20 protein-coding genes are annotated in these 26,983 nt (G+C 68.7%); 7 read left to right on the forward strand and 13 right to left on the reverse strand.

The genetic code is table 11. The features are described 5' to 3' along the window. The first annotated feature begins 108 nt into the window (after positions 1-108). The 3 genes from QHF83_RS22280 (at position 109) to QHF83_RS22290 (ending at position 3,580) form a co-directional block, all read left to right on the forward strand. On the forward strand, positions 109-1,596 hold the full coding sequence (locus QHF83_RS22280) for a hypothetical protein (protein WP_282419911.1): 1,488 nt from the start codon (positions 109-111) through the stop codon (positions 1,594-1,596). Beyond that, the gene (locus QHF83_RS22285) at positions 1,593-2,417 is read left to right on the forward strand and encodes a hypothetical protein (protein ID WP_282419912.1); all 825 of its coding nucleotides are present in this window, start codon (positions 1,593-1,595) and stop codon (positions 2,415-2,417) included. The genes QHF83_RS22280 and QHF83_RS22285 overlap by 4 nt, the downstream gene beginning before the upstream one ends. A 656-nt stretch (positions 2,418-3,073) precedes the next feature. Next, positions 3,074-3,580, forward strand: coding sequence for a hypothetical protein (locus QHF83_RS22290; RefSeq protein WP_282419913.1), 507 nt, complete (start codon positions 3,074-3,076; stop codon positions 3,578-3,580). 39 nt (positions 3,581-3,619) lie between these two features. Here the strand turns inward: QHF83_RS22290 and QHF83_RS22295 are convergent, their stop codons facing one another. Next, positions 3,620-4,651 (reverse strand): lysine-2,3-aminomutase-like protein, encoded by a 1,032-nt coding sequence (locus QHF83_RS22295; RefSeq protein WP_348980456.1) that lies wholly within the window; start codon positions 4,649-4,651, stop codon positions 3,620-3,622. Positions 4,652-4,887: 236 nt separating this feature from the next. Here QHF83_RS22295 and QHF83_RS22300 point away from each other — a divergent pair, with 236 nt between their 5' ends. After that, entirely contained in the window at positions 4,888-7,671 is a 2,784-nt protein-coding gene (locus QHF83_RS22300; protein ID WP_282419915.1) for a tetratricopeptide repeat protein, read from the forward strand. A 51-nt stretch (positions 7,672-7,722) separates the two neighbouring features. Here QHF83_RS22300 and QHF83_RS22305 read toward each other — a convergent pair whose 3' ends face one another. The 4 genes from QHF83_RS22305 to QHF83_RS22320 form a co-directional block, all read right to left on the reverse strand. Then, a complete protein-coding gene (locus tag QHF83_RS22305; RefSeq protein WP_282419916.1) occupies positions 7,723-8,421 on the reverse strand; it encodes a hypothetical protein in 699 nt (232 codons plus the stop codon). Between the two features lie 74 nt (positions 8,422-8,495). Then, on the reverse strand, positions 8,496-9,464 hold the full coding sequence (locus QHF83_RS22310; RefSeq protein ID WP_282419917.1) for a hypothetical protein: 969 nt from the start codon (positions 9,462-9,464) through the stop codon (positions 8,496-8,498). Between the two features lie 27 nt (positions 9,465-9,491). After that, positions 9,492-11,048, reverse strand: a complete 1,557-nt coding sequence (locus QHF83_RS22315; protein ID WP_282419918.1) for a serine/threonine-protein kinase — start codon at positions 11,046-11,048, stop codon at positions 9,492-9,494. A 439-nt stretch (positions 11,049-11,487) separates the two neighbouring features. After that, positions 11,488-12,414, reverse strand: coding sequence for a hypothetical protein (locus QHF83_RS22320; protein ID WP_282419919.1), 927 nt, complete (start codon positions 12,412-12,414; stop codon positions 11,488-11,490). A 97-nt stretch (positions 12,415-12,511) separates the two neighbouring features. On the opposite strand from QHF83_RS22320, the gene QHF83_RS22325 reads away from it, so the two are divergent. Together QHF83_RS22325 and QHF83_RS22330 are read left to right on the forward strand one after the other, a co-directional pair. Continuing rightward, complete coding sequence (locus QHF83_RS22325; RefSeq protein ID WP_282419920.1) at positions 12,512-14,266, forward strand: M1 family aminopeptidase; 1,755 nt, start codon at positions 12,512-12,514, stop codon at positions 14,264-14,266. Positions 14,267-14,505: 239 nt separating this feature from the next. Continuing rightward, positions 14,506-14,967 carry a hypothetical protein gene (locus QHF83_RS22330; protein WP_282419921.1) on the forward strand — a complete coding sequence of 154 codons (462 nt, stop codon included), beginning with the start codon at positions 14,506-14,508 and terminating at the stop codon, positions 14,965-14,967. A 16-nt stretch (positions 14,968-14,983) separates the two neighbouring features. On the opposite strand, the gene QHF83_RS22335 is transcribed toward QHF83_RS22330, so the two are convergent. The 8 genes from QHF83_RS22335 to QHF83_RS22370 all read right to left on the reverse strand — a co-directional run bounded on the left by QHF83_RS22335 (position 14,984) and on the right by QHF83_RS22370 (position 25,886). Further along, positions 14,984-15,844: a sugar ABC transporter permease gene (locus tag QHF83_RS22335; RefSeq protein WP_282419922.1), complete on the reverse strand. Its 861-nt coding sequence runs from the start codon at positions 15,842-15,844 to the stop codon at positions 14,984-14,986. Continuing rightward, entirely contained in the window at positions 15,841-18,102 is a 2,262-nt protein-coding gene (locus tag QHF83_RS22340) for an extracellular solute-binding protein (protein WP_282419923.1), read from the reverse strand. The genes QHF83_RS22335 and QHF83_RS22340 overlap by 4 nt, the downstream gene beginning before the upstream one ends. Positions 18,103-18,106: 4 nt before the next feature. Further along, positions 18,107-19,189, reverse strand: coding sequence for a sn-glycerol-3-phosphate ABC transporter ATP-binding protein UgpC (gene ugpC / locus QHF83_RS22345; RefSeq protein ID WP_282419924.1), 1,083 nt, complete (start codon positions 19,187-19,189; stop codon positions 18,107-18,109). A gap of 17 nt (positions 19,190-19,206) precedes the next feature. Beyond that, positions 19,207-21,138, reverse strand: coding sequence for an alpha-amylase family glycosyl hydrolase (locus QHF83_RS22350; protein ID WP_282419925.1), 1,932 nt, complete (start codon positions 21,136-21,138; stop codon positions 19,207-19,209). A 25-nt stretch (positions 21,139-21,163) separates the two neighbouring features. Then, positions 21,164-22,849: a carbohydrate porin gene (locus QHF83_RS22355; RefSeq protein WP_282419926.1), complete on the reverse strand. Its 1,686-nt coding sequence runs from the start codon at positions 22,847-22,849 to the stop codon at positions 21,164-21,166. A 67-nt stretch (positions 22,850-22,916) separates the two neighbouring features. After that, on the reverse strand, positions 22,917-24,236 hold the full coding sequence (locus QHF83_RS22360) for a hypothetical protein (protein WP_282419927.1): 1,320 nt from the start codon (positions 24,234-24,236) through the stop codon (positions 22,917-22,919). Continuing rightward, positions 24,233-25,021: a BtpA/SgcQ family protein gene (locus tag QHF83_RS22365; RefSeq protein WP_282419928.1), complete on the reverse strand. Its 789-nt coding sequence runs from the start codon at positions 25,019-25,021 to the stop codon at positions 24,233-24,235. The genes QHF83_RS22360 and QHF83_RS22365 overlap by 4 nt, the downstream gene beginning before the upstream one ends. A gap of 22 nt (positions 25,022-25,043) precedes the next feature. After that, positions 25,044-25,886 (reverse strand): hypothetical protein, encoded by an 843-nt coding sequence (locus QHF83_RS22370; protein ID WP_282419929.1) that lies wholly within the window; start codon positions 25,884-25,886, stop codon positions 25,044-25,046. A 115-nt stretch (positions 25,887-26,001) separates the two neighbouring features. On the opposite strand from QHF83_RS22370, the gene QHF83_RS22375 reads away from it, so the two are divergent. Beyond that, the gene (locus tag QHF83_RS22375; RefSeq protein WP_282419930.1) at positions 26,002-26,895 is read left to right on the forward strand and encodes a hypothetical protein; all 894 of its coding nucleotides are present in this window, start codon (positions 26,002-26,004) and stop codon (positions 26,893-26,895) included. Positions 26,896-26,983 lie beyond the last annotated feature (88 nt).

The raw sequence follows: 26,983 nt of genomic DNA on the forward strand, positions 1-26,983 counted from the left end.
GCGGCCCGCTGACGCGCGACTTCGGAGGGGGCCCTCGAGAACGAGACGATCGAGCCGACGGCGCTCGAGCCGACCGCCCCGCCCCGCGTTGCCCACGGAGGCCCTGTCGTGCCTGAAGTTGTCCGTATCCTCTCTTGGACGAGCCTGATCTACGGGCTCCTCTCGCTTTCGATCCCTCGGGTTGGTCACGCCGGAGGCATCGAGTCTACCGTCGCGGGCGCACGCGCGGTCGGTCGCGGTGGCGCGATGGGCGCCTCTGCGACGGGCTTCGACGCATTGCGGTACAACCCCGCCCGCCTGCACCTCACGAAACGCTGGAACATGGGGCTCGACGCGCAGCTCCACATCACCGAGGTCTGCTTCGATCGCGAGGACCTCGACGGCACGACGTACCCGACGGTCTGCAACGAGGCGGCTCCGCTTCTCGTGCCGCAGCTCGGCGTCTCGATCCCGCTCGGGAAGCGGTTCGGGATCGCGTTCGGCATCCTGCCGCCGCCTTCCGCGACATCCAAGCTCGAGTTCGGCGACCCGACCGATGGCACGATCGAGGTCGATGGGCAGCGCGTCGCCTCTCCGTCGCGGCACGCGAACGTCATCACGGACAACTCGGCGCTCTTCCCGACGGTCGGGTTCAGCGCCTCGCTGCACGAAAGGGTCCGTGCGGGCCTCTCGTTCGGCTCCGGGATCGTGATGGTCGAGAGCATCTCGTACACGGCCGGCATGCCGGGGGCGGGGCCGACGCTCGACACGCGCAACGCGCTCTCCGGGGTCGATTACTTCGTGCCGAAGGTCGTCTTCGCGGTCGATGCCGAGCCGATCGACGGCTTCAGCATCGCCTCGATCACGACCTACACGGCCGACGTGAACGCCGATGCTGCGCTCTTCCTCTCGGGCCTCAGCGGCGGTGGCTTCTCGACGCGCGTCGACGGCGTGAAGGTGAACCAGCCGTTTGGCTGGGAGACCACCGTCGCGCTTCGTTACGCCCACCCCCGCTTCGACGTCGAGGTGGACGTGGCGTACCAGGGCCACGCGGCGACGCAGCAGACGACGGTCGACATCCCCGACGACGCGGCGCTCCCGATCGACGTGAGCGTCGATGGAATGCCGCTCGGCGCGCTCCCGGACGTCAAGTACGTCGAACGACGATGGAGGAACCAGTTCGTCCTCCGCGCGGGCGGCGACGCCATCGTCGTGCCGGATCTCTTGTGGCTCCGCGCGGGCGTCTCCTACGAGAGCAATGGCAACACGCACGGATACCAGTCGGTGGAGAACTTTCTCGCGCCTCGGACGGCCCTCCACGTCGGCACCAGCGTCCGCGTGCACCGAGCGTTGCAGCTCAACTTCGGCTACTCGAAGATCTTCCAGCCGGACACGACCGTCGCGCCCGAGGACGCGCGCGTCGAGCAGGGAGTCGGCTCCCGTCCGCCGCCTCTCGATGACCCGAACCGCACCGTCTACATCAATGGCGGACGCTACCGAGGCGGCGTCCACGTCATCGCCCTCGGCCTCACGTTCGAGCTGCCGGCGCCAGAATCCAAGCCCACGCTTGCCGCCGCCAAAACCTCCGAGGACCCGGCCAACACGGAACGGCAATGAAGAAGTACGCTTTTTTGACCCTCCTTCTCGCGGGCTGCATCGCCGACTTGAGCATCGGGGTGCCCGAGCCGTCCGAGCAGTGCAATCCGGAAGGTCTCGACGTGCTCCTCGACGTCTTTCCGACGTGTGACCTCGGGATCTGCGGCGACCTGCCCGAGCACCAGGCGCGCGGCCGCTGCGTCGACGACAATCAGCTCGGCGCCGAGCAGCTCGAGCTCCTCGCGCCCTGCGCGAACACCGCGGCGCCCTCGCACTGCGTACCCGTGGAGCTCGTCGTCACCGACGGCCTCACGAAGCCGCCCGTCTGCGAGTCCATCGGCGGCGCCGAAGGCCGCTGCATGTCGATCTGCGTCCCGCAGATCCATGCGAAGCAGGACCAGCTCCCGCAGGACGTCTGCGAGGACGGAAAGCTCTGCGCGCCTTGCTACGACCCGTTCACGGGCGAGTCGAGCGGAGCGTGCGACGCGAGCGTCTGCGACGCCCCGGTCGAGCCCCCGGTCACCTTCCCGACCTGTTGCGAGGGCAAGGGCGGTGGGAGCTGCGCGCCGCGGACGCTCGTACCCGACGACAAAGAAGAGAAGCTCGGCGAAGATTCGTGCGGCGCAACCCCGGAGGACGACGTCTGCGTCCCGACGGGCTTCGGCGACACGAGCTACGTGCCGCCGACCTGTGACGCGGGCGTCATTCTGGGCGAAGGTCGATGCCTCCCGACGTGCATCCCGCTGGTGAGCACCATCGACATCGTCTTGTCGCAGAAAGACTGCCCCGAGGCATTCCAGGTCTGCGTTCCCTGCTCGCTCAACGGCGACTACTGCAACTGACGTAGGCTTCGCCGCTCCAACCCCGGGCATTGCCGACAACCTCCGCGAGCCCGTCGACGAAGCCCCCGACCGTTGCCGACAAGCGCGGCGAGCCTGTCGACGGAGCCCCCGGTCGTTGCCGACAAGCGCGGCGAGCCCGTCGACGAAGCCCCCGACCGTTGCCGACAAGCGCGCCGAGCCCGTCGACGAAGCCCCCAGCCGTTGCCGACGAGCGCGGCGAGCATGTCGACAATGACCCCAGCCGTTGCCGACGAGCGCGGCGAGCATGTCGACAATGACCCCAGCCGTTGCCGACAACCGCAGCGAGCATGTCGACAAAGCCCCCGCCCGTTGCCGACAACCGCAGCGAGCATGTCGACGGAGCCCCCGCCCGTTGCCGACAAGCACGGCGAGCCCGTCGACGAAGCCCCCGGCCGTTGCCGACAAGCGCGGCGAGCATGTCGAGAACGCCCCTCCTCGTTGCCGACGAGCCCGGCGAGCACGTCGACAAAGCCCCTCCTCGTTGCCGACGAGCCCGGCGAGCATGCCTTGGACCTCCCGGCACCTCGTTCACGGTTCACGGACGCGCCAAAAATGTGCTCCGAGCGGATGGTGAATACCCACCCTTCGTCGAACGCGCACACAGGGCCCACTCCCCTGCACGAAGGAGGATGACCATGTCGGAGAACGCAATCGGAAAGTATACGGGCAAGGGTGTCGTCGACGCGATGCCGTTCAAGCACAAGCTCGTCGACGTCAAGCAAGGCGAGCTTTCGAGGTTCAAGCGCTCGAAGCCGGGGTGCGCCGGCGTCCTCGCCGACCTCGCCGCCGCGATGCCCGAGCACGGCAACGTGGCGCGTATCCATCCGGATTGTTATGCCGAGATCGTCGATACGGCGCAGACCCTGGAGCAGATCCGCGCCCAGCGCCCCGAGGCCGACAAACTCGCCGAGGTCCTCCGGGAGAGCGAAGTCTACTACGAGGACAAACTCGAGGGGCTGATCAGCAGGCTCGCCAAGACCGTCCTCGATACCGCGAAGGACGAGAACAAGCCCGCCCTGCTCGCGATCTTCGAGTCCGCGATCCAGTACCGGACGCAATACGCGGACAAGGGGGTCGCCACCCGCCGCAAGAACCAGCAGAACGCAGGCGCGCCGGACGACGAGGCCCCGAGCGAGGTATGACGCGCCCGCATTGAAACGCCCCGCCTGACCCGCTCCCCTTCAATCCCCCGTCTCTCCACTGCCCGGCGGATACACATGCCTCCGCCCCCACGGGTCCTCGACCGTCCGCCGCCCGTCTTCCCCTTCCGCGCCCAGATACCCCGGCCCGATCGGCACTTTCCCGTAGCCGCCCGGGATATCCAGCACGTACGTCGGCTGCGCGATCCCCGACAAAGTCTGCCGGAGCTCGCGCAGGATCGTTTGCCCCTCCGCGATGCTCGTCCGGAAATGCCCCGTTCCCACCGCCAGATCCCCGTGGTGCAGGTAATACGGTTTGACCCGTAAAACAACGAGCTCGCGGAACAGCTCCTTCAACGTCTCGGCGTCCGCGTTCACCCCCCGCAAGAGCACCGTCTGCGACAGCATCGGGATGCCCGCGTCCACGATCCGCGCGCACGCCTCGCGCGCCTTCGGACCGAGCTCGCGGGGATGGTTGGTGTGCAAAACGACGTACGTCGTCAGACCCGGCACGCGCAGCGCCTCGATCATCGCCTCGTCGATGCGCCCGGGCTCCATCACCGGCACGCGCGTGTGCACGCGCAGGATCCGCACGTGCTCGATCGCGGCGAGCGCGGAGGTGATCTCGGCGAGCTTGCGAGGCGGCAAGATCAGCGGATCGCCCCCGCTCAGGATCACCTCCCACACCTCCTCGTGCGCGCGCACGTACGCGAGCGCCGCCGCGAGCTCCTCGCGCGACAGCACCTCGCTGCCCGGACCGACCTTCTCGCGCCGGAAGCAGAAGCGGCAGTACGCGGGACAGACGTGGACCGGCTTCAAGAGCAGCCTGTCCGGGTAGCGGTGTGTGATCCCCTTGACTGGCGTGTGCGGATCGTCGCCGATCGGATCCACGCGTTCTTCCGGCAGGATCCGGAGCTCGCGTTTGCTTGGCAGGAACTGCTTCGCGATCGGGTCGTTCGGATCACCCGGCGTGACGAGGTCCACGAGATCGGGCGTGATGGCCACGCTGAAGCGTTCTGCGACACGCTCGAGCGCCTCGATCTCCCCGCGATCCACGAGACCCTTCTCGACCAGCTCGCTGACGCGTCGCGACGTCCGGCGCGCGTCTTCGTGCGCGCCCTCGCGCTCTTGCGCGCGTTCCACTTCGCATGCCCTCGCACCCACGGCGCCGCTCCTCCTAGTGTTCTTTCGGTCCAAAAGCCAGCGACGTCGAGCCCTCGCGCCCCCGCTCGTCTGCTGGCTCTCCATCGCCCCTGGAAAGGGGACGGCCCGCGTCGTAAGAAAGAACCTGCCTTTCCGGCTCGACGAACATGCGCACGAACCGCTCCTTTCTCGCTGCCCTCTTCGCTGCCACCCTGCTCGCTCCGGCCGGATCCTTCGCGGACGAATCGTCCGGCAAGGTCCTCGGGCGCGCCGCGATCCTCGCGCAGAAAGGCGACTACGCCGCCGCGCAGAAGGAGCTCGACGCCGTCAAGTCCGGGCCCGAGCGCGGCCCGGCCCTCCTCGAGAAGGCGCGGCTCGAGCTCCTCCAGGGTCGCTACGCCGACGCCGTGAAGACGGCGAAGAGCGCCGCGGCGCTCGGCAAGGACACGAAGATCCAGGCCGCGCCCATCATCGCCGAGGCGCTCGCGTCGCAAGGCAAGGTGAGCGAGGCGATCGACGCCGTGAAGGACGTCGCGGACGAGGATGCGGCGCACCGGGCGCGGCTCGTCCTCGGCGAGCTCTTGATCCGCAGCGGAAAACGCGGCGCGGCGAGCGTGCCGCTGCGCAGGCTCGTCGAGGCGTACAACGACGACACGATCAACGATCGTGACGCCGAGGGCCTCTCGCTCGTCGGCCGCGCGGCGCACCTCCTGCGCTCGGCGCACGACGCGAACCAGGCCTACGGCGAGGCCGAGAAGGCGGGCGCGAAGACGCGCGTCGAGACGCTCCTCTGGCGCGCCGAGCTCTTCCTCGACAAGTACAACCCCGGCGAGGCGGGCGAGTCCGTCAAGGCCGCGCAGAAGATCGCGCCCAAGGATCCGCGCGTCCACGTCGCCATGGCGCGCGTCAAGCTCGAGAACGCCATGGACTTCGAGGCGGCCGAGAGCGAGATCAAGCAGGCGCTCGAGGTGAACCCGAACCTCACCTCGGCGTACGTGATCCGCGCCGGCCTCGCGCTGCGCACGATGGACATCGCGGCGGCCGACGCGGCCGTCAAGCGTGGCCTCGAGGTCGACGCGACGAACCTGGAGCTGCTCTCGATGAAGGCGGCGACGCGCTTCCTCGCCGACGATCTCGCGGGCTACGAGGCCACGAAGAAGCAGGTCCCCTCGCTCTGCCCCGAGTACTCCGCGTTCTTTCAGATCGTCGCGGAGTACGCCGAGTGGGAGCATCGCTACGAGGACATCGTCCGCATGATGGACGAGGCCACGCAGGTCGACGCGCAGGACATGAAGGCCTTCGCGACGCTCGGCCTGAACAAGATCCGCCTCGGCGACGACGACGGCGGGCTCGATGCGCTCCGCAAGTCGTGGAAGAAGGATCGGTTCAACGTCCGCGCCTACAACACGCTGAACCTGTTCGAGAAGACGATCCCCGGGGAGTACGTCGCGACGAACGGCACGCGCTTCCGCATTCGTTACCACAAGGACGAGAAGCCCGTCCTCGAGCGCTACGTCCCGCGCATGCTCGACGAGGCGTGGGATTCGATGGTGAAGCGGTATGGCTTCACGCCGAAGATGCCCGTCTCGATCGAGCTCTACGCCGACTCGGAGCATTTCAGCATCCGCACGAGCGGCCTGCCGAACGTCGGCATCCAGGGCGTCTGCTTCGGGCAGTCGCTCGCGGCGCTCTCACCCGGCGCGGGGCCGTTCAACTGGGGCAACGTGCTCTGGCACGAGCTCGGGCACGTCTTCGCGATCCAGTATTCGAAGAGCCACGTCCCGCGCTGGTTCACCGAGGGCCTCAGCGAATACGAGACCATCATTCGCCGCCCCGAATGGCAACGCGAGGAGGACCCGGCGCTCTTCGCCGCGCTGAAGGGCGGGCGCATCCCGCCGCTCGACGGCTTCAATCGCGCCTTCACCCACGTCGACTCCGTGGAGGACGTGACGATGGCCTATTTCGCGGCGAGCCAGCTCGTCGTGTTCATGGCCGACAAGTACGGATTCGACAAGGTGGCGGCCATGCTGCCGCGCTGGGGCAAAGGCGAGCGCACGCCGGACGTCATCAAGGGCGCGCTCGGCGTCCCGCACGACGAGGTCGATCGGCAGTTCCGCGAGTGGCTGAAGAAGCGGCTCGCGCGCTACGAAAAGCAATACGTGCCCGACCTGCACGCGCCGCCGCTCGACGAGGCGCGCAAGGCGCTGCGTACCGATCCGAAAAACCCGAAGAAGCTCGTGGAGCTCGCGCTCGCGCTCTTTTCGGACGGGCAGAAGCCGGAGGCGCTCGCGGTGCTCGACGAGGCGCTCGCGCTCGATCCGAAGCAGCCCGACGCGAACTTCGTGCGCCTGCGCCTCGCCATGGGCGAAAAGAAGCTCGACGACGCGGCGCGGATCCTCGACAAGATGGTGTCGAACGGCCACGACGGCTACGTCCTGCGCATGAAGGCCGCCGACCTCGCGGAGATGCGCAAGGACAAGGCGCGCATGAAGGCCTGCTTCGAGGCCGCGTTCAAGTTCGACCCGTCGCAGGCCGAGCCGCTCCAGGGCCTCTACGACCTCGCGAAGGAGCAGAAGGACGTCGCCGGGCAGCTCGACGCCTTGCGGCGGCTGTCGCTGCTCGATCAGCACGACCGGCGCGTGTGGGTGAAGCTTCTGGAGCTGCTCGTCGAGCGCGGCCTCTGGGAAGAGGCCGTCAAGGTGGGCGAGAGCGCGATCTACGTCGACGTCTCGAACACCAAGGTCCACCGCCTCTACGCCAAGGCCCTCGCGCGCTCTGGCCGGCAGATCTCGGCGATCTTCGAGCTGAACAGCGCGATCCTCACGAAGCCCGAGCCCGCCGAGATGACCCAGATCTACGAGGAGCTCGCGAAGGGCTACGACAAGCTCGGCAAAGCCGATTACGCCAAGCAGGCCCGCGACCTCGCGAAGCTCGTCGCGCCGAAGGGCTGAAACGATCCCGCGGGCGCGGGGAGCCCTGCGCCCGCGCGGGATCGATTCCTTTCAGGTGGAGCGTTTTTCCTTCGCGTCGGCGCGCTTCTGGGAGAGCTCGTCGAAGCCGCCGAAGATCCGCTCGTCGAGATCACGCGGCAGGTGCGGGTGCTCGATCAGCTCGTCGCGCAGCGCCGCGCGGAAACGGCCGAGCAGGCCGATCGTGGTCACGCGCAGCGCCGTCTGCTGGCGGAAATACTCGAACCCCGTCGCTTGCCCGCGTCCCGCGAGGAGCTGCGCGAGTTTGTCGCCGTGATCCACGAACGCGCTCGCCCAGTCGTAGAGCGTCTTTCCGTCGGGCGTCGGCGCGGCGCGCAGGTCGGCTTCGAGCTCCGCGAGCTTCGGCCGGTTCTGCTTCGCCGCGGCCGCCTCCTCCGCGTAGCTGTCGCTGAGCACGCCGAGGTCCCGGATGAACGCCTCGCGAATGCGACGCGCCGCCGCGCGCCGCTCCTCGGGCAGGAACGGATGGGAGAGGACGGCCTCGGTGTAATGCCAGATCGCCGTGCCGAGCCCGTCGTGCTGCGCGTCGGCCTCGGTCAGATCGGAGGCGGGCCTGCCCCCCGCGTCCTCGAGGTTCTCGATCGCCTTGCGCTTCGCGCCGAGGATCGGGCCATAAAGCTTGCCCGTCTGCGTGGCCTTCAGCGCCTCGTCGCGGTGATGGAACAGGTCCAAGAGGCCCGCGCGCAGGTCGGACAGGGTCAGGTTTCGCATGACAAATCCCTCCGTGATCCTTCGTTCCAGACGGAGGGTACAGCCGTGCTCGGCGCGGGGGAAGGACGAGCGCCTCAGAATCGTCCGAGGAGGGAGACGCCGCCGCCGAGGGGGCCGACGGTGGGCACGACGGCCATGGCCGCGCCGCCGTCGCGCTTGGTCGGTCGCGTGACGAGCCAAAGGACGCCCGCAGCCACCACGCTCGCCCCGCCGAGCCCGATGCCGACCGCGGACGTGGCGCGTGTCGTACCGGACAAACCTCCCGTCGCCAGGGCCACCCCGGCAATCCCCGCGCCCGCGAGGAAGGCGCTGGCGCCGCCGACCCCGAGCACGAGCGCGGTCGTGGTGTGCCCGCTCGGGGCCGAGGTTTCCGCGCGCGAATGCGTCGAGGGAATCGTGATGTCGGCTGGAGGCGCGGGGGGCGCTTCGTGCTCGCCGCGCAGGGAAGGCACGCTGAGCTCGATGGGCACGGACGTGTCCTGCACGGGCACGACGCGACGATAGGGCTTTCGCCCGGGCGCCATGGCTTCGAGCACGTGCTCGCCGAGCTCGACGGGGAGCGGATCGCCGGTCCACGCCGCGCGATCGAGCGGCCTGCCGTCGATCGTGACCTCGAGATCGGGCGTCTCCGCGACCTCCTTCGGCACCCAGACGACGAGCCGCGCGAGCATCGCCGAAAGCGCCTCGCTGCGCAGGCGCGCCCGGCTCTCCCGATCGGTCATGCCGGCGCGCTTCGCCTCGATCGCGACCTCGGTGTAGAGCCGATACGCCGGCTCACGCCGGTTGGTTTTTTCATAACATTCCGCGAGCCTGTACCGCGTGCCCATGGCCGGATCGAGCTCGAGGCTCTGCTCGAGCATGGGACAGGCCTCGGTGTCGCGTCCCTCGGTCGCGAGCTCCATCGCGCGGGTGAAGAGCACCTCGGCGCGCTCGACCGGGCCGAGCTCATGTGTCGACGCGGGCTCCTCGGCGCGCGCGGCCGTCATCGTGCAGAAAAGGGCGATCGCCGTGAACAGCGCGGCTCTTGTGTGCTTTCCGGACATGTCGAAACTCCTTTTTCGATCGCCGCGTCAATGGCGCCCCGTGAAGGGGTCGTAAGGGCGGTGCCCCGCCGGAACGGGTTTGGCGGGGCTCGTCGCCGTGGGCGTCGATGCGGGCGATTTTCGCGCGGGCGTACGGCCCGCGTCGGCGGACGCCGAAGCGGTCGGCGCGGGCTCGATCTCGATCTCGATATCCATTGCGTCCGCCGCGGGCGTCACCGTGGACACGGGCGCGGGCGGCTGCGCCGCGGGCATGGGGAGCGCTTCCCGCGTGGTCGTGAAAGGCACGTGCACGCCGAGGGCTCTCGTCTCCTGGGTTCGTTGCGGCATGCTCCGGAAGGCGGGCCATTGCACGCCGATCGCCGCGACCCCCGCGCCTGCGAGCGCCGAGAGCGCGGTCAAGCCCGCGACGAGCACGAGGCGTACCGGCCGTGAAGCGGGTTTGGATTGCGGGCCCTCCCAGGGCCCCATGCTCCTCTCGTCCTTCTCGATCATCTCGGCCGCGGGCATCTGTTCCCCGACCAAGGTGATGGGAGGACGGCTCGGCATGCGCACGGGCCCCGAGGGGGGCGTGGACGTCCGCGTCGGCGTCGGGGGCGACGATTCGAGGGTTTCTCGCGGCGTGACCAGCCGGAGTCGGCCGGGCGGAATGCTGCTGCGGCGCGCGAGGGTGCAAAGGCGGGTCGCGTCCTCGTCCTCCTCGAGCGTCATACCCCAGGGCCCGAACGGCCGGAGCGCGGCGAGCAGCTCGCCGGCCGAGGGATACCGGCGGGAGGGATGTTTGTCCAGGCAACGCATGACGACGTTGTCGAGGCCGCGCGGGACGTCGGGCCGGATCGCGGAGGGCAGCTTGACGGGTTTGGCGAGGACGGCCGCGAAGATCTCGGGGACCGTGGCGGCCTGGAACGGAGCTCGTCCCGTGAGCAATTTGTAGAGAATGGCGCCGAGGGCCCAGACGTCGGCCCGCGCGCAAACCTTGCTCGCCGAGCGCATCTGCTCGGGCGCCATGTAAAGTGGAGAGCCCATGAGGTCGCGCGCACCGGTCATCTCCGGATCGTCCCCCTCGGGTCTCGTGTGCTTGGAGATCCCGAAATCAAGGACCTTGATGCAAGGCGTTCCGTCCGCGCGGCGCGTGAGGAAGAGGTTTCCGGGCTTCAAATCGCGGTGGACGATCCCGGCGCCGTGGGCCTCCGCGAGCGCGTGGCAGGCTTGCGAGACGTACAGGACGGCCTCCTCGATGGGGAAGGCGCCGCGACGCTTTTGCATCGCAGCGAGGTCCTGTCCTTCGAGCATCTCCATCACGATGTAGGGCGCGCCGGAGTCGAGGCGGCCGACGTCGTACACCTCGGCGACGTGCTCGCTGCGCAGGCGAACGACGGCGCGCGCCTCGCGCAGGAAGCGCTCGACGGATTGCTCGCTCGACGCCTCGGGACGCATGAGCTTCACGGCCCGGACCTCGCGCAGGTCGAGGTGCGTGGCCGCGACGACGACGCCCATTCCGCCCATCCCGAGCACCTTCTCCACGCGGTATTTGCCGGCGAGGACGTCCCCCACCGAAACGATGCTCGATGCCTCCTGCTTCGACATGGTGCCTTCCGATCAAATGAAGAAAGGTAGGTATGGCCCCACGCCCCCCCGAGGGCGCGCGGCGGCGAGCGCACGAATCCCCGGCGTCCGACGCTGAATCAGCGTCACGGACGTTGGGTCGTGGCATGGCCTTGCCGGTCGGGCCGTAATGTGTCCCACCCCTGGAGCTTTGCAAGTCTCTGCAAAACCGGGCCGACCCGAGATCGCGGAGAAAACCACGAAATCATGCAAAAGGATTTTTTTCGTGGTCGGCAGCCTTCTACCCGGGTCGTCCGGGCAGCGGCGCATGTCCGCGTCATGCAGGGGCTTTCCCCTGATGCGGGGCGTTCCTGAAGGAAACACGCGATCAGGGCGAGATCGCGGTGTCGTGGGGCGGTAAGGAGGGAATGCGGGGGGAAAACGAGGTGCGCCGCGACGGACGCGCGCGCGCCCGGAACGATTACTTCCGCGGCAGCGACACGCGCACGACCTCGCCGCCGCTCGTCCCGACCCAAACCCAGGCCGAGCCTTTGTTCGTGACGAGCATCGTGGTCGGCTCCCCGCGCGCGCCGAGCGAAAGGGAGTGTGTCGGGGTCATCGGCCCGCCGCCCGCGGCGTCGAGCGTCGCGCCGTCGAAGAGCGCCGCGCGTCCGTCGGCGAAGCCCACGACGAGGCTCGTCTCGCTCACCGCCGCGCACGTGATCGGCACGCCGATGTCGACCATCTTCGCGGCCAGCCGTCCGCCGCGCTGGGTCACGATGCACGCCGCGCTGTCGCCCTTCTTGTAAAGCACGTGCTGGGCCGTGCCGCTGTTCAGGCGGTCGAACTTCTTCGCCTCGGCGGGCAGATTCACGCGTCCGTTCGCGCCGGGCTCCGGCGTCGGGCCGGGGTGCATGCGCAGCTCGAGCCCGCCCGAGACTTCCACGACGACCGTGGTATCGGCGGCGCCGAGGTCGGCGGCCTTCACGTTTCCGCGCAGCACGAAGGGCCGCGCCTCGACCTCGTTGCCCGATACGGAGAGCTGGATGGCGTTGCCGTCCCAGGTGAGCGCGAGCGCGTGTTCGCCCGAGGAGCGACCGCGCAGCGAGCGCACGTCGCCGGCGACGCGCTCGAGCTTGGCGCGGTGGTGGATGTCGAGCACCGCCCAGACCTCGTTTTCGCTTCGCACGAGGGCCACGTCGCGCGACAGCATCGCGACTTCGTCGCCCTGGCCGAGCGAGAGGTTCACCGTCTTGTTCGTGCCGCTGCCGATCGGCACGACGGCGAGGCGCGCGGGCGCGGCGGAGACCATGGCCACGAGGCCCGGATTGTCGATCGCGGCCACGCCGCGGACATCCGCGTCGAGGGACTCGACACGACGGGGAGCAGAGAGGCTTTTGTAGGGCATCGCGAGGAGCGTAATGGATCCCGTGCCCGTTGCGGAAGCACCTTTCGCCCATCCGCGCGCATCTTCTCGGGTGGACAATTTCCTGTACGATGCCCCCATGCGCTTCCCCTCCCGCTCCTGCCTCGATTCGCCCCGAAAGCTCTTTGCCGGCCTCACGGCGCTCGCCTTGCTCGTCAGCGGTTGCAGCGACCCCCCGAGCAACTGCGGTGTTGCCGGGTGTGGCGAGGGTGGTGCGGGCGGCGGCGGCGGCGCGGGCGGAGGCGGAGGAGGTGGCGGCGGCACGGGCCTGACCGGGGACATCACGGCGAACGTCGTCCGGTACGACTACACGTTCGACCTCGTCACGGCCGAAGCGCGGTCGCTCCTCGCGCTCGACGTCGCGGCGCCGGGCGGGGATTGCTACAGCGTATCGTGCGAGGCCTCCTCGCTCACGGACGTCACGTGGAACGACGGTTCCGCAGGATCCGCCGAATTCGCGAGCAACGTGCTCGAAGCGTGTGGCGCAGGCGTGCCCGCGGGCCCGACGGTCACGGTCGGGGCACGCACGACGGTTTCGAAGGATACGTGGTGGGGCCTCGACGTCGGGTTCTCGCGCAAGAAAGACCTCGCGGGCGGGGAATTTTCCTATCTGCTCTCGTGGGTCGGCGGCTGCGACAGGTTCGGCCCTTGCGACGACGATCCCGCGCGCATGAGCGATTTTCATTTCGAGGTCACGCACCCCGCGGGCACCGTGGTGCTCTGCCCGGGGACGCTCACGGCGGGCGAGACGAAGACGACGTGCGACGTCACGAATGCGCCGACCTATTCCGCGTTCGCGATCGCCGCCGATCCGCTGTGGGAACGCGCGCCCTATGGCACGTTCGCGGACGTCGAGCTCGTGTTTTACGAGGTCCCGCTCGGCACGATCGCCGCGTCGCTCGACAAGGCGAGCGTCGGCGCGTTCATGGACTGGATCACCGCGCTGCTCGGGCCGTTCCCGTATGGCAAGGAGCTGCGCATCGCGGGCGGGCCGACGGCGTGGCTCGGCTTCGAGCACCCGGGCAACATCGTCTTGCAGGAGCAGCTCGACAAACTCCAGACCGATTACGCCGATGCCACGATGCACGTGCTGATGCACGAAATCGTCCATCAATGGGCCGGCGACCACACGACGCTCGCGTCCGCGACCGATTTCGTCTGGAAGGAGGCGACGGCGGAGTATCTCGCCTACGTCTTCGAGGATCTGGCGCGCCCCGAGGGCGAGGCGGCGGCGACGCGCGCCTACTGGGACGGCGTCTCGCCGTTCTCCACGCACTGGCCCCGCCCCACGGACGAGCCCGCGCCCGAGGTGCAGGACTTTTACGGGGACGTGTATGGCCCCGGGCCGATGGTGCTTTATCTCCAGCTCGAACCGCTCATCGGCAGGAACGCGGTGCTCGCGGGCATCGCGGACTTCCTCTCGAAATCGGGCGGGCGCAGCGTGGCGGAGCTCAGGGACGCGCTCGAAGCCGCGTCCGGGCAGGACCTCGACGTTTATTTCGACGCGTGGGTCTTCGGCAAAGGCGCGCCGGTCTGGCCCACGTTCGACGTCTCGGCGACGCAGCTCGACGGCGTGGCCACGATCACGGTCACCCAGCAAAACCCGGCTGGAAAGCTCTTCCCCTGCGTCGTCGAGGTCGAGGTGAAGGGCGCGACGGAGACGGCGCGCGTCAACGTCGATTTCGGCCTCGCTCCCCAGGACGCCGCGGCCACGATGCAGGTCCCGTTCACCGAGCCGGTCGAGACCGTCACGCTCGATCCGGATCACCGCCTCCTCGGCACGAAGGCGGGCGTGCAGCCGATCCTGATCGAGCGGCCGGTCTGGATTTTCTGATTCTCCGCATTTGACGCCATTTCGCGTCAGTTCTCCCGCGCCCGCAAGCCCTGATGACCACGCCGCCCGCCGGGCGTCCGTTGGCATCATCCTGGCAATCGCTTCCGGACGAGGGGCCCGTTTGCCTGGGGCGCGCGCAAAACGCGCTCCCTCGGCAGGGCCGCTGGAGGGATATGGTCAGGTCCAAAGGTACGGGACTCGGTCGACTCGCAGCATTCGCGCTTCTTCCGCTTTCCGGCGTGGCACTCGCGGATACGGTCTCGCTCCTGGCGCAGCGAGGCGGGCCCGACGGAGGGGCCGAGGCTCCACCACCGCCGGACGGGCCAAGTGTTTCGTCGTTCTGGGCCTACGACGAGCTTTTCACGTTTCCCCTCGATAACGGCTGCTGGTACAGCGCCAGCATTCGCGGCACGGTGCGACCGATCGTCGCGGGCCGCGATGCGGGGCAAAAGGTCGAGCCCGACCTCGCGGTGACGGCCTCGCTCTCCTGCCAGGGCGCGGCGACGGTCAAGGTCTCCGAGCGTGTCGCGAGCACGGGGCCGATCACGCGGGCGCAGGTGGAACACCTGCTCGAATGGCGCGCGAGCATTCTGACCGACGAGGCCGGGAAGAAATGTTCGTACGTGCCGGAAATCGATCTCGTGGGCGAAGGGCTCGTGGGGGCGGGCGTCACCTACCTTTGCCCGCTTCAGAGGCCGTAAATTCGCGCGAAATCGCTCAGCCCTTCACGCCACCTGCCGTGAGGCCGGCGACGAGGTGACGCTGCGCCACGTAAAAGAGCGCCATCACCGGGAGCGAGACGACGAGCGCGCCCGCGGCGAACTTTTCCCATTGCGCGTCGTACTCGCCGATGAACCGCTGCAGCATCACGGGCAGCGTGAACATCTCTTCCTTGTCGAGCAGCGTCGCGGCGAGGATGAACTCGTTGTAGGCGCCCATGAACGCGAAGAGCGCGGTCACGGCGATCGCGGGGCGCGCCGCCGGCAAGACCACGCGGACGAAGGCGGAGAAACGCGTGGCGCCGTCGACCATCGCGGCCTCTTCGAGGTCGACCGGGATCGCCTCGAATGCCGCGCGGAGCTGGAAGATCGAGAAGGGCACGCTCGTCGAGGCATAACAGACGACGAGGCCCGTCCGCGAGTTCAAGAGGCCGAGGTAATTGAGGATCATGTAGAGCGGGATCGCGCTCGCCACGGCCGGGAACATCTGCGTGGCGAGCAGCGCCCGCACGCCCGACTCCTTGCCGGCGAAGCGGAACCGCGCGAGGGCATACGCCGTCGGAATGGCGATGAGCACGCCGACGAGCGCCGTCGCGAGCGAGACGACGAGCGAATTCGCGAGCTGGCGGCCGAAGAGCCAGATGTCGACGCCGTCGACCTTGCGCGTGGCGCCCACGACGGCCGAGAGGTGCGCGAGCGTCGGCGCCTCCGGAACGGGAATCACGCGGGGCGAAGGCGTTTGCGTGCCCGAAAATGCGAGCGCGACGACCCAGAGGACGGGATACAGCGCGAACGACACCGCAAGCACGAGGACGACGTGAGACGCAGCCGATTCGAAGAACGAAGGCTTCTTGTTCACGCCGCACCTCCCGCCGCCTTCGCCATCGCCGCCGCCGAGGCCTCCTTTTCGCGCGCCTCGCGTCGCTCCGCGCGCCAATCCGAGATCCGGGTCCGGCCGAAGAGCAGGAGGAAGATCAGCACGGCATACGCCGCGGCGTACCCGTATTGCGCATTGCGGGTGAAGGCCCAGCGATAGGCCTCGGTGACGAGGATCTCGGTCGTCCCGTCGGGCTCGCCGCCCGAGACGAGGAAGACGACGTTGAACATGTTGAACGTCCAGACCGCGCCCATCGTCACGGCGGGCAAGAGGCTCGGCCGGATCATCGGGAGCGTGACGAGCCAGAGCCTTTGCCAGCGGCTCGCGCCGTCGACCTTCGCCGCTTCGAGCACGTCGTCCGGCACCGCCGTGAGCGCGCCGATCGTCACGACCATCATGAAGGGAAAGCCGAGCCAGACGTTCGTCGCCACGTTCGCCGCGAATGCGGTGGAGAAGCGAGCGAACCACGAAATGGGCTCGAGGCTCGTGCCGAAGGTCTCGTTGAGGGCCTGGATGAGGCCCGTGACGGCCCCGAATTGGCGGTGGAACATGCCCTTCCACGCGAGCGCGGTCACGTAGCTCGGCACGGCCCAGGGGATGATCAAGAGCACGCGATAGAGCGCGCGGAGCCGCAGCATCGGCCGGGAGAGCAGGAGCGCGAGCGCGACGCCGATCGCGACGTGGAAAAACACGTTGAGCACGGTCCAGAGGACGGTGACGAGCAGGACCACGTAAAACGATCCCGTCGAGAGGAGCGGGCCGCCGCGCGCCGTGAGGATCTGGACGAAATTGTGGAGGCCGACGTAATTGTTCCAGCCGACCTCTTTCAGATTCTGGATCGAGCCGCCGAGCAGCGACGTGAGCGCGCCGAGCACGAGCGGCAAGACCACGAGGACGCCGACCGCGATCACGGCATGCGCGACGTACGCATACGCCGGCAGCGAGCGCTTCACGTCTCTCCGGAACTCGGGCTCCTTCGCGCGCCGGACGAGCGAAACGGCGCCGAGCAAGAGCAGCGCGCCGAACACGACGAGCCCGGGCGTGCGCGAGGCGGGCGGCGGCGCCGGGCGGCGCACGTCGTCGAATCGACGCTTGGCCTCGGAGAGCGCGAGGGCGGGGAGCGCGTCGCGGCGGAGGACCTTGCGAATGGCCCGGTCGGAAGGCTCCCACACGGCGTTCATCGCGAGCGACGAGGGCATCGCAATCGAGGACCGGGCTTGCTCGGCGAATGCGGCGAGGAAAGCGTCCTCCGGCGGCAAGGGGACGTCGATGCGGGCGGGCAAGGTGCGCGCTCGTTCGAGGCGGATCTTCGTGGCCTCGGGGCTCGCGAGCAGCCGCGCGAGCGCGCGGACCTCCGGGCGCGTCGCGCCTTTGGGCGTGAGCATGACGGCCTCGACGCCGAGATAAGGCTGGAGGGGTTTTCCGGCCGCGCGAACATGCGGCAGCGGCGCCACGCGGTAATGGAGCAAGGGCGCGTCTGCCAGGCTCGTCGCGAGCCACGGGCCGTCGATCGCGAACGCCGCCTTGCCGGAGCGGAACAGGTTCGTGACGACCGAGACGTCGGTATCCTCGGCGACCACCTTTTTCGCGCGCAGGTCGAGGACGAAATCGAGCGATTTCTCCGCGGCGGGCCCAACGAATCCGAACTGATCGTCGGGCGTCAGCATGAGCCCGCCGAACGCGTGGACGAACCCGGCGTGGTAATACGTCGACTGCGAATAGTAGGCGAGGGGAACGACCCCGGCCGGGAGATGCTCGGCCAGCGCGGCGATCGATTCGAGGTCGGCTGGGATTTCCTTGACGAGGTCCGTGTTCACGTAAAGAGCGATGCTCTTCTGCGTGATCGGAACGCCATACGGCTCGCCGTGGAGCGAGACGGCGGCGAGCGTGGGGCCGGCGAACGCATTTCGGTCGAGCGCGTCGCCCACGGGCGCGACGACCTTGCGGCCGTCGTAATCACCGAGCTTGTCGTGCGCGTCGAGGAAGAGGTCCGGCCCCTCGCCGAACTGGACGGCGGCGGAGACCTTGGACTTGAAGGCGTCCGAGGGGAGCGCGAGCAATTCGACGCGCTCGCCCTGGAAGCGCGCGACGATCTCTTCGAGCGCTTTTTGCTCGTCGCCGCGCTGCGCGTGCCAGAGCCGGATGGGCTCGGCCCGGGCCGCGGGCGCGAAAAAGACGACCACGAAGAGCAGTGCGAAGGCCCAACACCCGCGGAACGGTCGCCGCTCGGTCGATTTCACGCTTTCACCTCGCGCGGAGCGATGTTCCGGTGGCCGCGTCGAACAGGTGGATCGAGCGGAACACGAGGGGGAGCGTCTCGCCTTTTTTGATGCTCCGGCGAGCGTCCACGCGAGCAATGAACGGCGCGCCCGCGATCTCGCCGTGCGCATACGTCTCCGGGCCGAGCGCCTCGACGACCGTGACCACGAACTTCGTCGTCTCCTCGCCGCCCTCGGCGACCTCCACCTCGTGCGGCCGCACGCCGAGCGTCACCTTCCGCCCCGGTTCGAGCCCGCCCGCGAACGTCGCCTCGTCGACGGGAACGACGAGGTCGTGGGCGCGAAACACCCAGGCCGATTCCGCCCTTTCCAGCGCCCCGTCCACGAAATTCATGGCGGGGCTGCCGAGGAACGCCGCGACGAACTTCGTCGCCGGTTTGTCGAAGATTTCCAAAGGAGCGCCGGATTGCTCGACCTGCCCCTTGTTCAGCACGAAGATCACGTCGGCCAGCGTCATCGCCTCGACCTGGTCGTGCGTGACGTACACGCTCGTCGCGCCGAGCTCGTCGTGGAGCTTGCGGATGTCCACGCGGACCTGCGCTCGCAGGGCCGCGTCGAGGTTCGAGAGCGGCTCGTCGTAGAGGTAGAGATCCGCCTTGCGGACGATCGCGCGCCCCATCGCGACGCGCTGCCGCTGCCCGCCCGAGAGCTGCTTCGGCAATCGATCGAGCAGCGCCCCGAGCCCGAGCATGTCGGAGGCGCGCTTCACCTGTTTTTCGATCTCGGCCGCGTCGGTCTTGCGGAGCTTCAGCCCGAACGCGAGGTTTTCCCGCACGGTGAGGTGCGGGTAAAGCGCGTACGATTGGAACACCATGGCGATGTTCCGATCGCGCGGCTCGAGCCGCGTGACGTCTCGATCCCCGAGCTCGATCTTGCCGGTGTCGGCCTCCTCGAGCCCGGCGAGCAGGCGCAGGAGCGTGGATTTCCCGCACCCGCTCGGTCCGACGAGGACGGCGAAATGGCCCTCGGGCACGCGCACGTCCACGCCCTTGAGCACCTCGGTTTGTCCGAACTTCTTCTTGAGGGCCGTGACCGTGACCGACGCCATCGATGGGAGCTCCGGGGCTAGCGCTGGGACTCGGGGACGAGGACGGCGCCGCTCGAAGGCGGCAGCTTGATCGAGAGGCGGCCATCGTTCGTGACGGGATAGGTTTGTCCGCCCTCATTGAGCACGTCGACGAGCACCGTGCCGGGCGCGGCGCCGACCTGCATGGGCTGGCCGCCGAACTCGGGCGAGCCTTCCTTCTCGATGTTCGCGTTGATCACGACGATCGAATAGGAGTCGCCCGCGTCGCCGCCCGTGCGCTCGAATGCGAAGACGTTCGCGTCGGGATCACTCGGGCCCGTGCGATCGCTGGCCCAGAGGATCTGGAGATCGCCCTTGCTGAGGGCGGGGTACTTGCGCCGGATCTCCGAGAGGCGGCGAATCCACTGGAACGTGGGCGCCGCCATGTCGTAGCCGGACGTCCAGAGGTCCTCGCGATTGCCGGGATCGTTGCCGCCCTGGAAATCCTGCTCGGTGCCGTAATACACGCAGGGAATGCCCTCCTCGGTGAAGAGGAAGAGCAGCGCGTTGTGCAGCATCTTCCGGCGCGTCTCCAGCGAGAGCGGCGTGCCGAAGATCGGATCCTCGGGGTACATGCCCGCGCCCGTGAAGAGGAAGCGCGGCACGTCGTGGTTGTCGAGGAAGTTGACGAGCAGCTTCTGCGGCGAGACGCCCTGGCCCGACGCGTTCACCGCGCCGCCCTGCGCCGGCGTCACGCCGTAATTGACGGCGCGGTCGGCCCAGAGCTTCTGGATGTTCGAGGTGGGCCCGCGATAACGGAAGACGTCGCGGATGACCTGGAATTGCTGCGGGAAGTAAAACACGCTGTCGAGCATGTCCGCCGTCAGCGGGACGCCGTCGGTCACGCACTGGTTGTCCGTGGCGAGCTCGTCGGCCGGCGGCGGGGCGTCGTTTCCATTCTTCGTGAACGAACCGACGAGCTGATCGCGGCCGTCGAACGCCTCGCCGAACATGAAGAAGTTCGTCTTGCCCTTCGCGGCCAGGCGCTGCCGCACCTTCTGCGTGAAATGCCGCCAGAAGCCGTTCTCGACGTGCTTGACCGTGTCGATGCGGAAGCCGTCGATGTCGGTGAGCTCGATCCAGCGCGTGTAGGCGTCGACCATCGCGTCGCGGATCGGGCAGAGCTCCGTGTTGACGTCCTTCAATCCGCCCGGGAAGTCGCCGCGCACGAGCTGATCGGGGTCGTCGAAATTGTACGTGCGGCCCTTGCGGTTGTAGGCGAGCGGGTTTTGCAGGATCTCCGGGAACGGCGGCATGTGGTTCGACGCCGGGTCGTGCGCGAAGATGATCGGCGCGAGGCCCGATTCCCCGAGGGAGGTCTCCGCCTGCACGCCGCGGACGTCGTACGTCGGGTCGTACTCGTTCTCCTTGAAGACATTGGGCGTGCCGGGCACGGATTGGTTGAGCGGGTCGTCCGCCTGCCCATTGCCGTTGATGTCGTAGAAGAAGAGCTGCCCCATGTGGTTCGTGACGATGTCCAGGATGACCTTGATGTTGCGGCCATGCGCCGCCTTCACGAGGCTCTGGAGCGCCGCGAGGTCACCGAACTGCGGGGCCGGCTGGGTGAGGTCCTGCGCCCAGTAGCCGTGGTACGCGTCGAATCCAGCGTCCGTGTAGACGTTCTTCACGACGGGGGAGATCCACAGCGTGGTGACGCCGAGCTCGTCGAGGTAATCGAGCCGCTGCTCGAGCCCCTTCCAGTCGCCGCCGTGCCATTTGCCGGGCGCCGAAGGATAGACGGAGAAGTTATTTCCCCAGTCGCCGTCGGCGAAGCGGTCGATGAGGACCTGGTAGATGATCTCCTCGCGCCAGTCGACGACGTTCGTCTTGAGCTCGACCTCCGGCGGGTCCTCGAACTCCATGCAGCCAGTCGATCCGAATCCGGAGACGACGAGGCCGAGGATTGCGGCCGATGAACGCGCTCGATTCATGAGGCTCCTTCGATTCGCTTTCATGTCATCCACCGTAGGTCGTCTGCGCGTTGAACCACCACTCGACCCCGACGCCGAAGAAATGCTCCCATTCCCGCAGGCTGAACACGTCGTCCTTCGGGTACATCGAGCGCGCCCCCTCGTCGCGGTGCGTGAGGAGGTAAATGAGGCGGAGCTGCGGGCGGCTGTAGCTGCCCTTGCCCGCGGGATTCAGGAAAGGCACGAAGCCGATGCGGAAGAGGCCGCCCATGACTGGATCGTTCGTGGGCGCCGGAATGGGCTGGCCCGGCGGCGTGGGCGGTTGGTACCGGACGCCGCGCTGCTGCGCCTGGTAGGAGATCTCCGTCGCGATGCCGCCCCACTCCGTGAGGAAGAAATGGGGACGGGCCATGATGATGCCCTCGTCGACGTCATTGTAATCGAGGCCCTCGCTCGCATCCCGGAAGCTCCGGAAATAGCCGGCCGCCATGAGCCCGAGCGGGCCCGTCTCCCAGTTGCCGCTCAGGGTGATCCAGAGCTCGCGCGCGCCCGCCGAGGTGCGGTCCGGCGCGAGCTGGAACGGCGTGCCGAACTCGCCGTACGCCGCGGCGCCGCCCGCATACCGGATGAACAGGTTCACGTGCGAGGCGTCGCGCCCCGTGAACGCGCCGAATTGCGCGCCGACCACGTACCCGAAATCCGCCGGCAGGGTCTCGAACGCGCCCTTCACCTCGGTCTCGCGCTGGCCCGAGGGGATGTCGTGGAGCTCGCCGTAAAGGACCGCCTTCACGCCGGCCGTCTCTCCGACCTTGACGACATGGCTCGCCTTCAGGCTCGTGATGAACTTCTGCCGGTCGAGGATGTTGACGTTCGCCGCGCCGACCTGGTTCAAGGCCGGCGTGCGCGCGACGGTTTGGCTGAAGAAACCCGTGCGCGGCTGGTTCAGGCCGGCGTGCCAGGCGATGAAGGTGCGGCCATTGGCGAAATCGTAGCGCAGGCCGCCGCCCATCGTGTTCAGGTTGTCGAGGGGCCAGTAATCGATGAGGTAGGCGTCGTCGCCGCGGTACATGCGCGAGCCGACCCAGGCCGAGAGGCCCTTCGTGACGATGTTGTTCGCCTGGAGGAACAGGTTCCGGACCGCCATGCGGATGGTGAAGTCCGCATTGTAATGAAAGAGCGGCGCCGAGGTGCCGAGCGTGATGACGGCCCGCGTCGTCGTGCCCGTGGCTTTCCAGTAATCCTGGCGCTGGACGTCGAGCTCGAAATAAGGCGATTCGTCGAGGCGCGAGCCACGCGCGACGAGGTCGGCGTCGCGACCGGGGCGCTTTCGGAAATCGGTGGCCGCACCGACGCGGCCGTACGAGCCCAGGAAAAACCCGCTCTCCGGCGGCGGAGGTTCGGCCGCTTTCGGCGCCTCGGCGGCTTTGGGCGCCTCCGCCTTGGGCTCGGCCGGCTTCACGTCGCCCGCGCCTTCGCGCTTTTGCGCCGCTGCGCCGTCGTTCGTGGCGGGCGGATCCGCCTGCTTGCCCGCTTCGGGCGCTGGCGGCGGCGCCGGCGGCGCGTCGGCCGGCGGCGGCGCGCCTTCGGACGTAGCAGGCTTCGGGTCTACGGTGGGCTCGGTTTGCGCTGCCGCGAGAGACGGGGAGGCACAGAGCGCCGCGGCGAGGAGGGCCGAGGGGACGCCGTGAAGACGGCTCCTTCGCGGCCCGAATTCGGGTCCGGATCGTCGCACGCCGGCACGGTACACCAAGGTGCGGCCCCGCGTGAAGATTGCATCGTCGCGACGCACGACCCCATCGTCAAACCCGGACGCTGCGCGGCAGGATGCTGCGGACCCACCCGAGCAAGCGCGTGTACCCGTCGAATGCGAGGGCGATCACGATGCCGTCGTAGGGTACGCGATACCGTACGTCTCCAAAGTAAATCATCGCCATGAGCACGAGCGCGACGAGGTGCGCGGAGAGCAGCGCGTGTCGCGCGAGGTGGCGGCGGACGGAGGCGGCGAAGGCCACGAGCATCGGCGGCAGGAGCAACACGTTGTGCAGATCGATCGCGCGCCGCATGAGGCGGCGATACTCGTCGGTGCCCGAGTCGGGCCAGACGATATTGTAACCCCAGAGCAGCACCACGTGGCCGAGGGCGTATCGCGCTTGCCGGACGAGGCCGGTCGTCGCGACGCACTTCCTCGCGAGCGCGTGGAACGGGCCCTCATTCCACATCGTGCCCTGGACGGTGAGCTTCACGCCGAGCGCAGGATCGAGCCGGACGAACGCGCCCGGGTATTTCTTGTCGCGATAGGCGAGGTAGCCCATCGGAGGCGGCCCGAACGAGGCGTAGTAGCCGCGCGTGCGCGCTTCGATGTCGACGGCGTGGCAGCGGCCGAACGCGTAATTGAGGGGGCCGTTCGCGGAGATCAGGCCGACGCGGCCCATGTGGTGGTGAAAACGCGCGGCGGACACGGCGAGCACGAGGACGATGGGCACGAGCGCGCGCGCGAGGTGCGCCGGGCGGACGCGCGGCAAGGCGCGGCGGCGCGCGAGCCAGACGAGGGAAAGCAGCGGGAGCGAGAGCAGGATCTGCGGGCGGAAGGTGGCCCCGAGCGCGACGGCCGCGCCGAAGAGATAGGCCTCACGCGCGCGCCCCGTATCCACGAGGCGGAGCGAAAAGAGCGCGGCGGCGGTGACGCACACCGTGAAGGGCAGCTCGCTCAGGAAGTATCCGCCGAGCGAGATCCACGGATAATAGAAGCAAGCGACGAGCGCGGCGATCCGCGGCGCGATCCGGCCGCGGCCGATCCGCTCCACGAGGAGCGAGACGAGCGGCACGAGCGAGGCGCCGAGGAGCGCGTAGAGGACGGCCGGCGCCGCATGGTTTTCCCGGCCAAACACGGCGCGGACGAGGGCGAGGAGGACGTGCGTGCCGTAGGGGAAGAAGGCGGCGGAGGGGTCCTTGCGGAGCGGGGCGTCGAGCAGCGCCGTCGAGCGCTCGAAGTAGCCCGCCATGTCGGAGTAGATGTGCTCGGCAGGCGGATGGACGACGAGGTTCCACACGAGCCGCAGCGCGAGCGCGAGGAGCGTGACGGCGACGAGGAACGGGCGGCGCGGAGGCCGGATCGTCATCGACGCGAGGCGCGGAAAGCTTCGGCGAAGCGCGCGGCGAGGTCGCGATCGATCGGCGCGCCGGCGCGACCGCCTGCGCGGAGCGCGGAGCCGACGATGATGCCGTGGGCTCTCCGGACCGCGGAGAGGTTTTCCGTCGTGACGCCGCTCGCGACGTAGACGGGGACGGAGACGGCGCGCGAGACCGTGTCGAGATCGGCCTCGGAGGCGGCGCGCCCGGTGCCGCTGCCCGTGACGAGCAGGGCGTCGGCGAGGCCGCGCTCGGCGAGGTCGTGCGCTTCTTCCTCGATGGGACGCGGCGCGAGGGGCGCGGAGTGCTTGACGTCGACGTCGCAGAAGATGCGGACGCGATCGGCCGAGAGCGCGCGGCGCGTGCGCAGCGTGTGGTGCGCGGCGCCTTGCACGAGGCCCTGATCGGTGACGCGCGCGCCGGTGTGCACGTTGACGCGGATCATGTCGGCGTGCGCGGCGACGGCCACGGCGAGCGCGGCGTCGGCGTCGTTGCGCAGGATGTTCACGCCGAGGAAGAGGCCCTTTGCGCCTTCCCGCGCGGCGCGCGCGCAGGCGGTCATGCACGCGATCGTGATCGGCGGGACGGGGCCGGGGAAGAAGGGCGCGTCGCCGAAGTTCTCGATGACGATGCCGTCGTAGCCCGTGGCCACGAGCAGCTCCGCCTCGCGAAAGGCGCGCTCTTCGGCGGGGCCGAGATCGCCGTCGGATCGAGGGCTGCCGGGAAGGGGCGGGAGGTGGATGACGCCGAGGAGGCTGGGGAGGACGCTCGTCACGCGGAGACCCTTATCACGTCGATCACGAAGATCGCTTCTTCGCCGTGAACTGGTTGTAGGTCATCCGGATCGTCTCCTTCTGACCGCGGTTCAGATAGGGATCGCCGTCGAGGGCCGCGAGGAAATCTCCAGCGCCGCCGCCGCTCGCCGCCGCGGTCGCCGCGGGCGTCTTCGTCGCCTCTTCGCGGGCTTTTCCGAGCTCGGCTTCGAGGGCCGTCGCCTTCTCCTGGGCTTCCTTCGCTGCCGCTTCACGCTCGCGTAGCTTCGTCTCGATCTCCGAGAGTTGCTTCTTCGCGGCGACGGCCCCCTCCTCGGCGGCCTTCTTCTGCCGCTCCACGTCGGTGAGCTTCTTCGCGGCGGCTGCGGCCTCGGTGCGCGCGGCGCTCTCGGCCTTCGAGAGCTCGCTGATCTTCTGCTCGCTCGCGGCCGCTGCGCTGCGACCTTCCTCGGCGACGCGGGCGAGCTCGGCGATGGTCTTCTGCGCGACGTCGCCTTCGAAGGCCTTCGCTTCGAGCGCGCGTTTTGCTTCTTCCTGTGCCTTCTGCGCCGCGTCCCGCTCCTCTGCGAGCCGCGCGACCTCGGCCTCGATCGCTTCGAGCTTCTGCTGTGCGTCGGCGGCGGCCTCGGCTTCCTTCTTCGCGGCCTCGGCCTCTTTCTTCGCGGCCTCGGCTTCCTTTTCGGCGGCGGCGCGCTGGGATTTCAGGTGGATGAGTTCGCTCGTGGCGCGCTCGCGATCCTTGCGCTCTTCGAGGAGCTGCCGCTGCGCGGTCTTGAGGCGCGCGACGGTTTGTCGCCGGAGCAGCGAGAGCATCACGCAGAGGCCGAGGGCGATGAGGGTGAGCCAGTAGAGCGTGGACTGCGGCATCGAGCTTTGGGGTCTACGGTAACGGAAACGGCGCTTCGTTTCACCTCCCGTGGCCCGGATCGGTCCACCTCGATCCTGTGGGAAAAATCCCGAAGACGGACTAGGCTCCGCCGCCATGTGGTGGCTGTGGATCGTCGCGCCGATCGCCGCGGGGCTCATCTTCGTGCTCACGGGGCAGGTCGACAAGCGAGCACTTTCGGCAATCGAAGCGTGGCGTGACGCGCTCGGCGCGCGGCGGACCGGGCAGGGCAAGGCCCGATCGAAGGCGGCGGGCGCGAAAAAGAAGAAGGGCAAGGACGCGCGTCCGAAGCGCGTCGGGAACCTCCCGCCCGTGCTCGGGCCGGTGGCGGAGCTCGCGGGCGGCGGGAAGTTGCTCGGCGATTACGAGCTCGTGCCGAAGGTGGCGTACGCGCGGTTCGTCCAGGGAGACCTGGCGGGCAGCAGCGATCACCAGACGGTGATCGTGGCGCTGGAGGAGGCGGGCCCCACGTTCACGGCGCGGCCGCTCCCGTTCGTGGACGGCAAACCCGCGCCGAACACGGGCATCCAGTTCCGCAAGCACCCGGAGTTCATGGAGGGCTACGTCGTCGAGGGATCGACGGCGGTCGCGAAGGCGATCGGCAAGTGGCTGACGCGCCCGCTGCGCGATCTTCTGTGCGAGTCGGGCGAGGTGTGGGTGCGCGTGGAGGGGAAGGCCATGGCGCTTTCGATCTACGGGGCGGTGCGCGAGGAGAAGATCGCGGCGCTGCTCGAGGTCGCCGACGTGTTCGTCGCGGAGCACGGCGCGGCAGGCGGGCCGTCGCTGTTCGGTGAGGACGAGGAGACGCGCGCGGCGCGGCTCGCCGAGGACGAGAGCGACGACGAGGACGACGAGGACGAGGACGAAGAAGAGGACGAGGACGAAGAAGAGGACGACGAGGAAGAAGAGCCCGCGAAGCCTGCGGCGAAGGCGCCGGCGAAGTCTGCGGCCAAGGCGCCGGCGAAGTCCTCGAAGCCGGCGAAGGGCTGAGGGGCCGGCGCCTAGATCCGATCGGGCGGGCTTGTCAAGCCTGGGCGGGGAGGGACGCGTCCTCGGACGGGGCTCCGCTCTGCATGGC

The organism is Polyangium sp. 15x6 (assembly GCF_029960785.1).
In the GTDB taxonomy this organism is placed as follows: domain Bacteria; phylum Myxococcota_A; class Polyangia; order Polyangiales; family Polyangiaceae; genus Polyangium.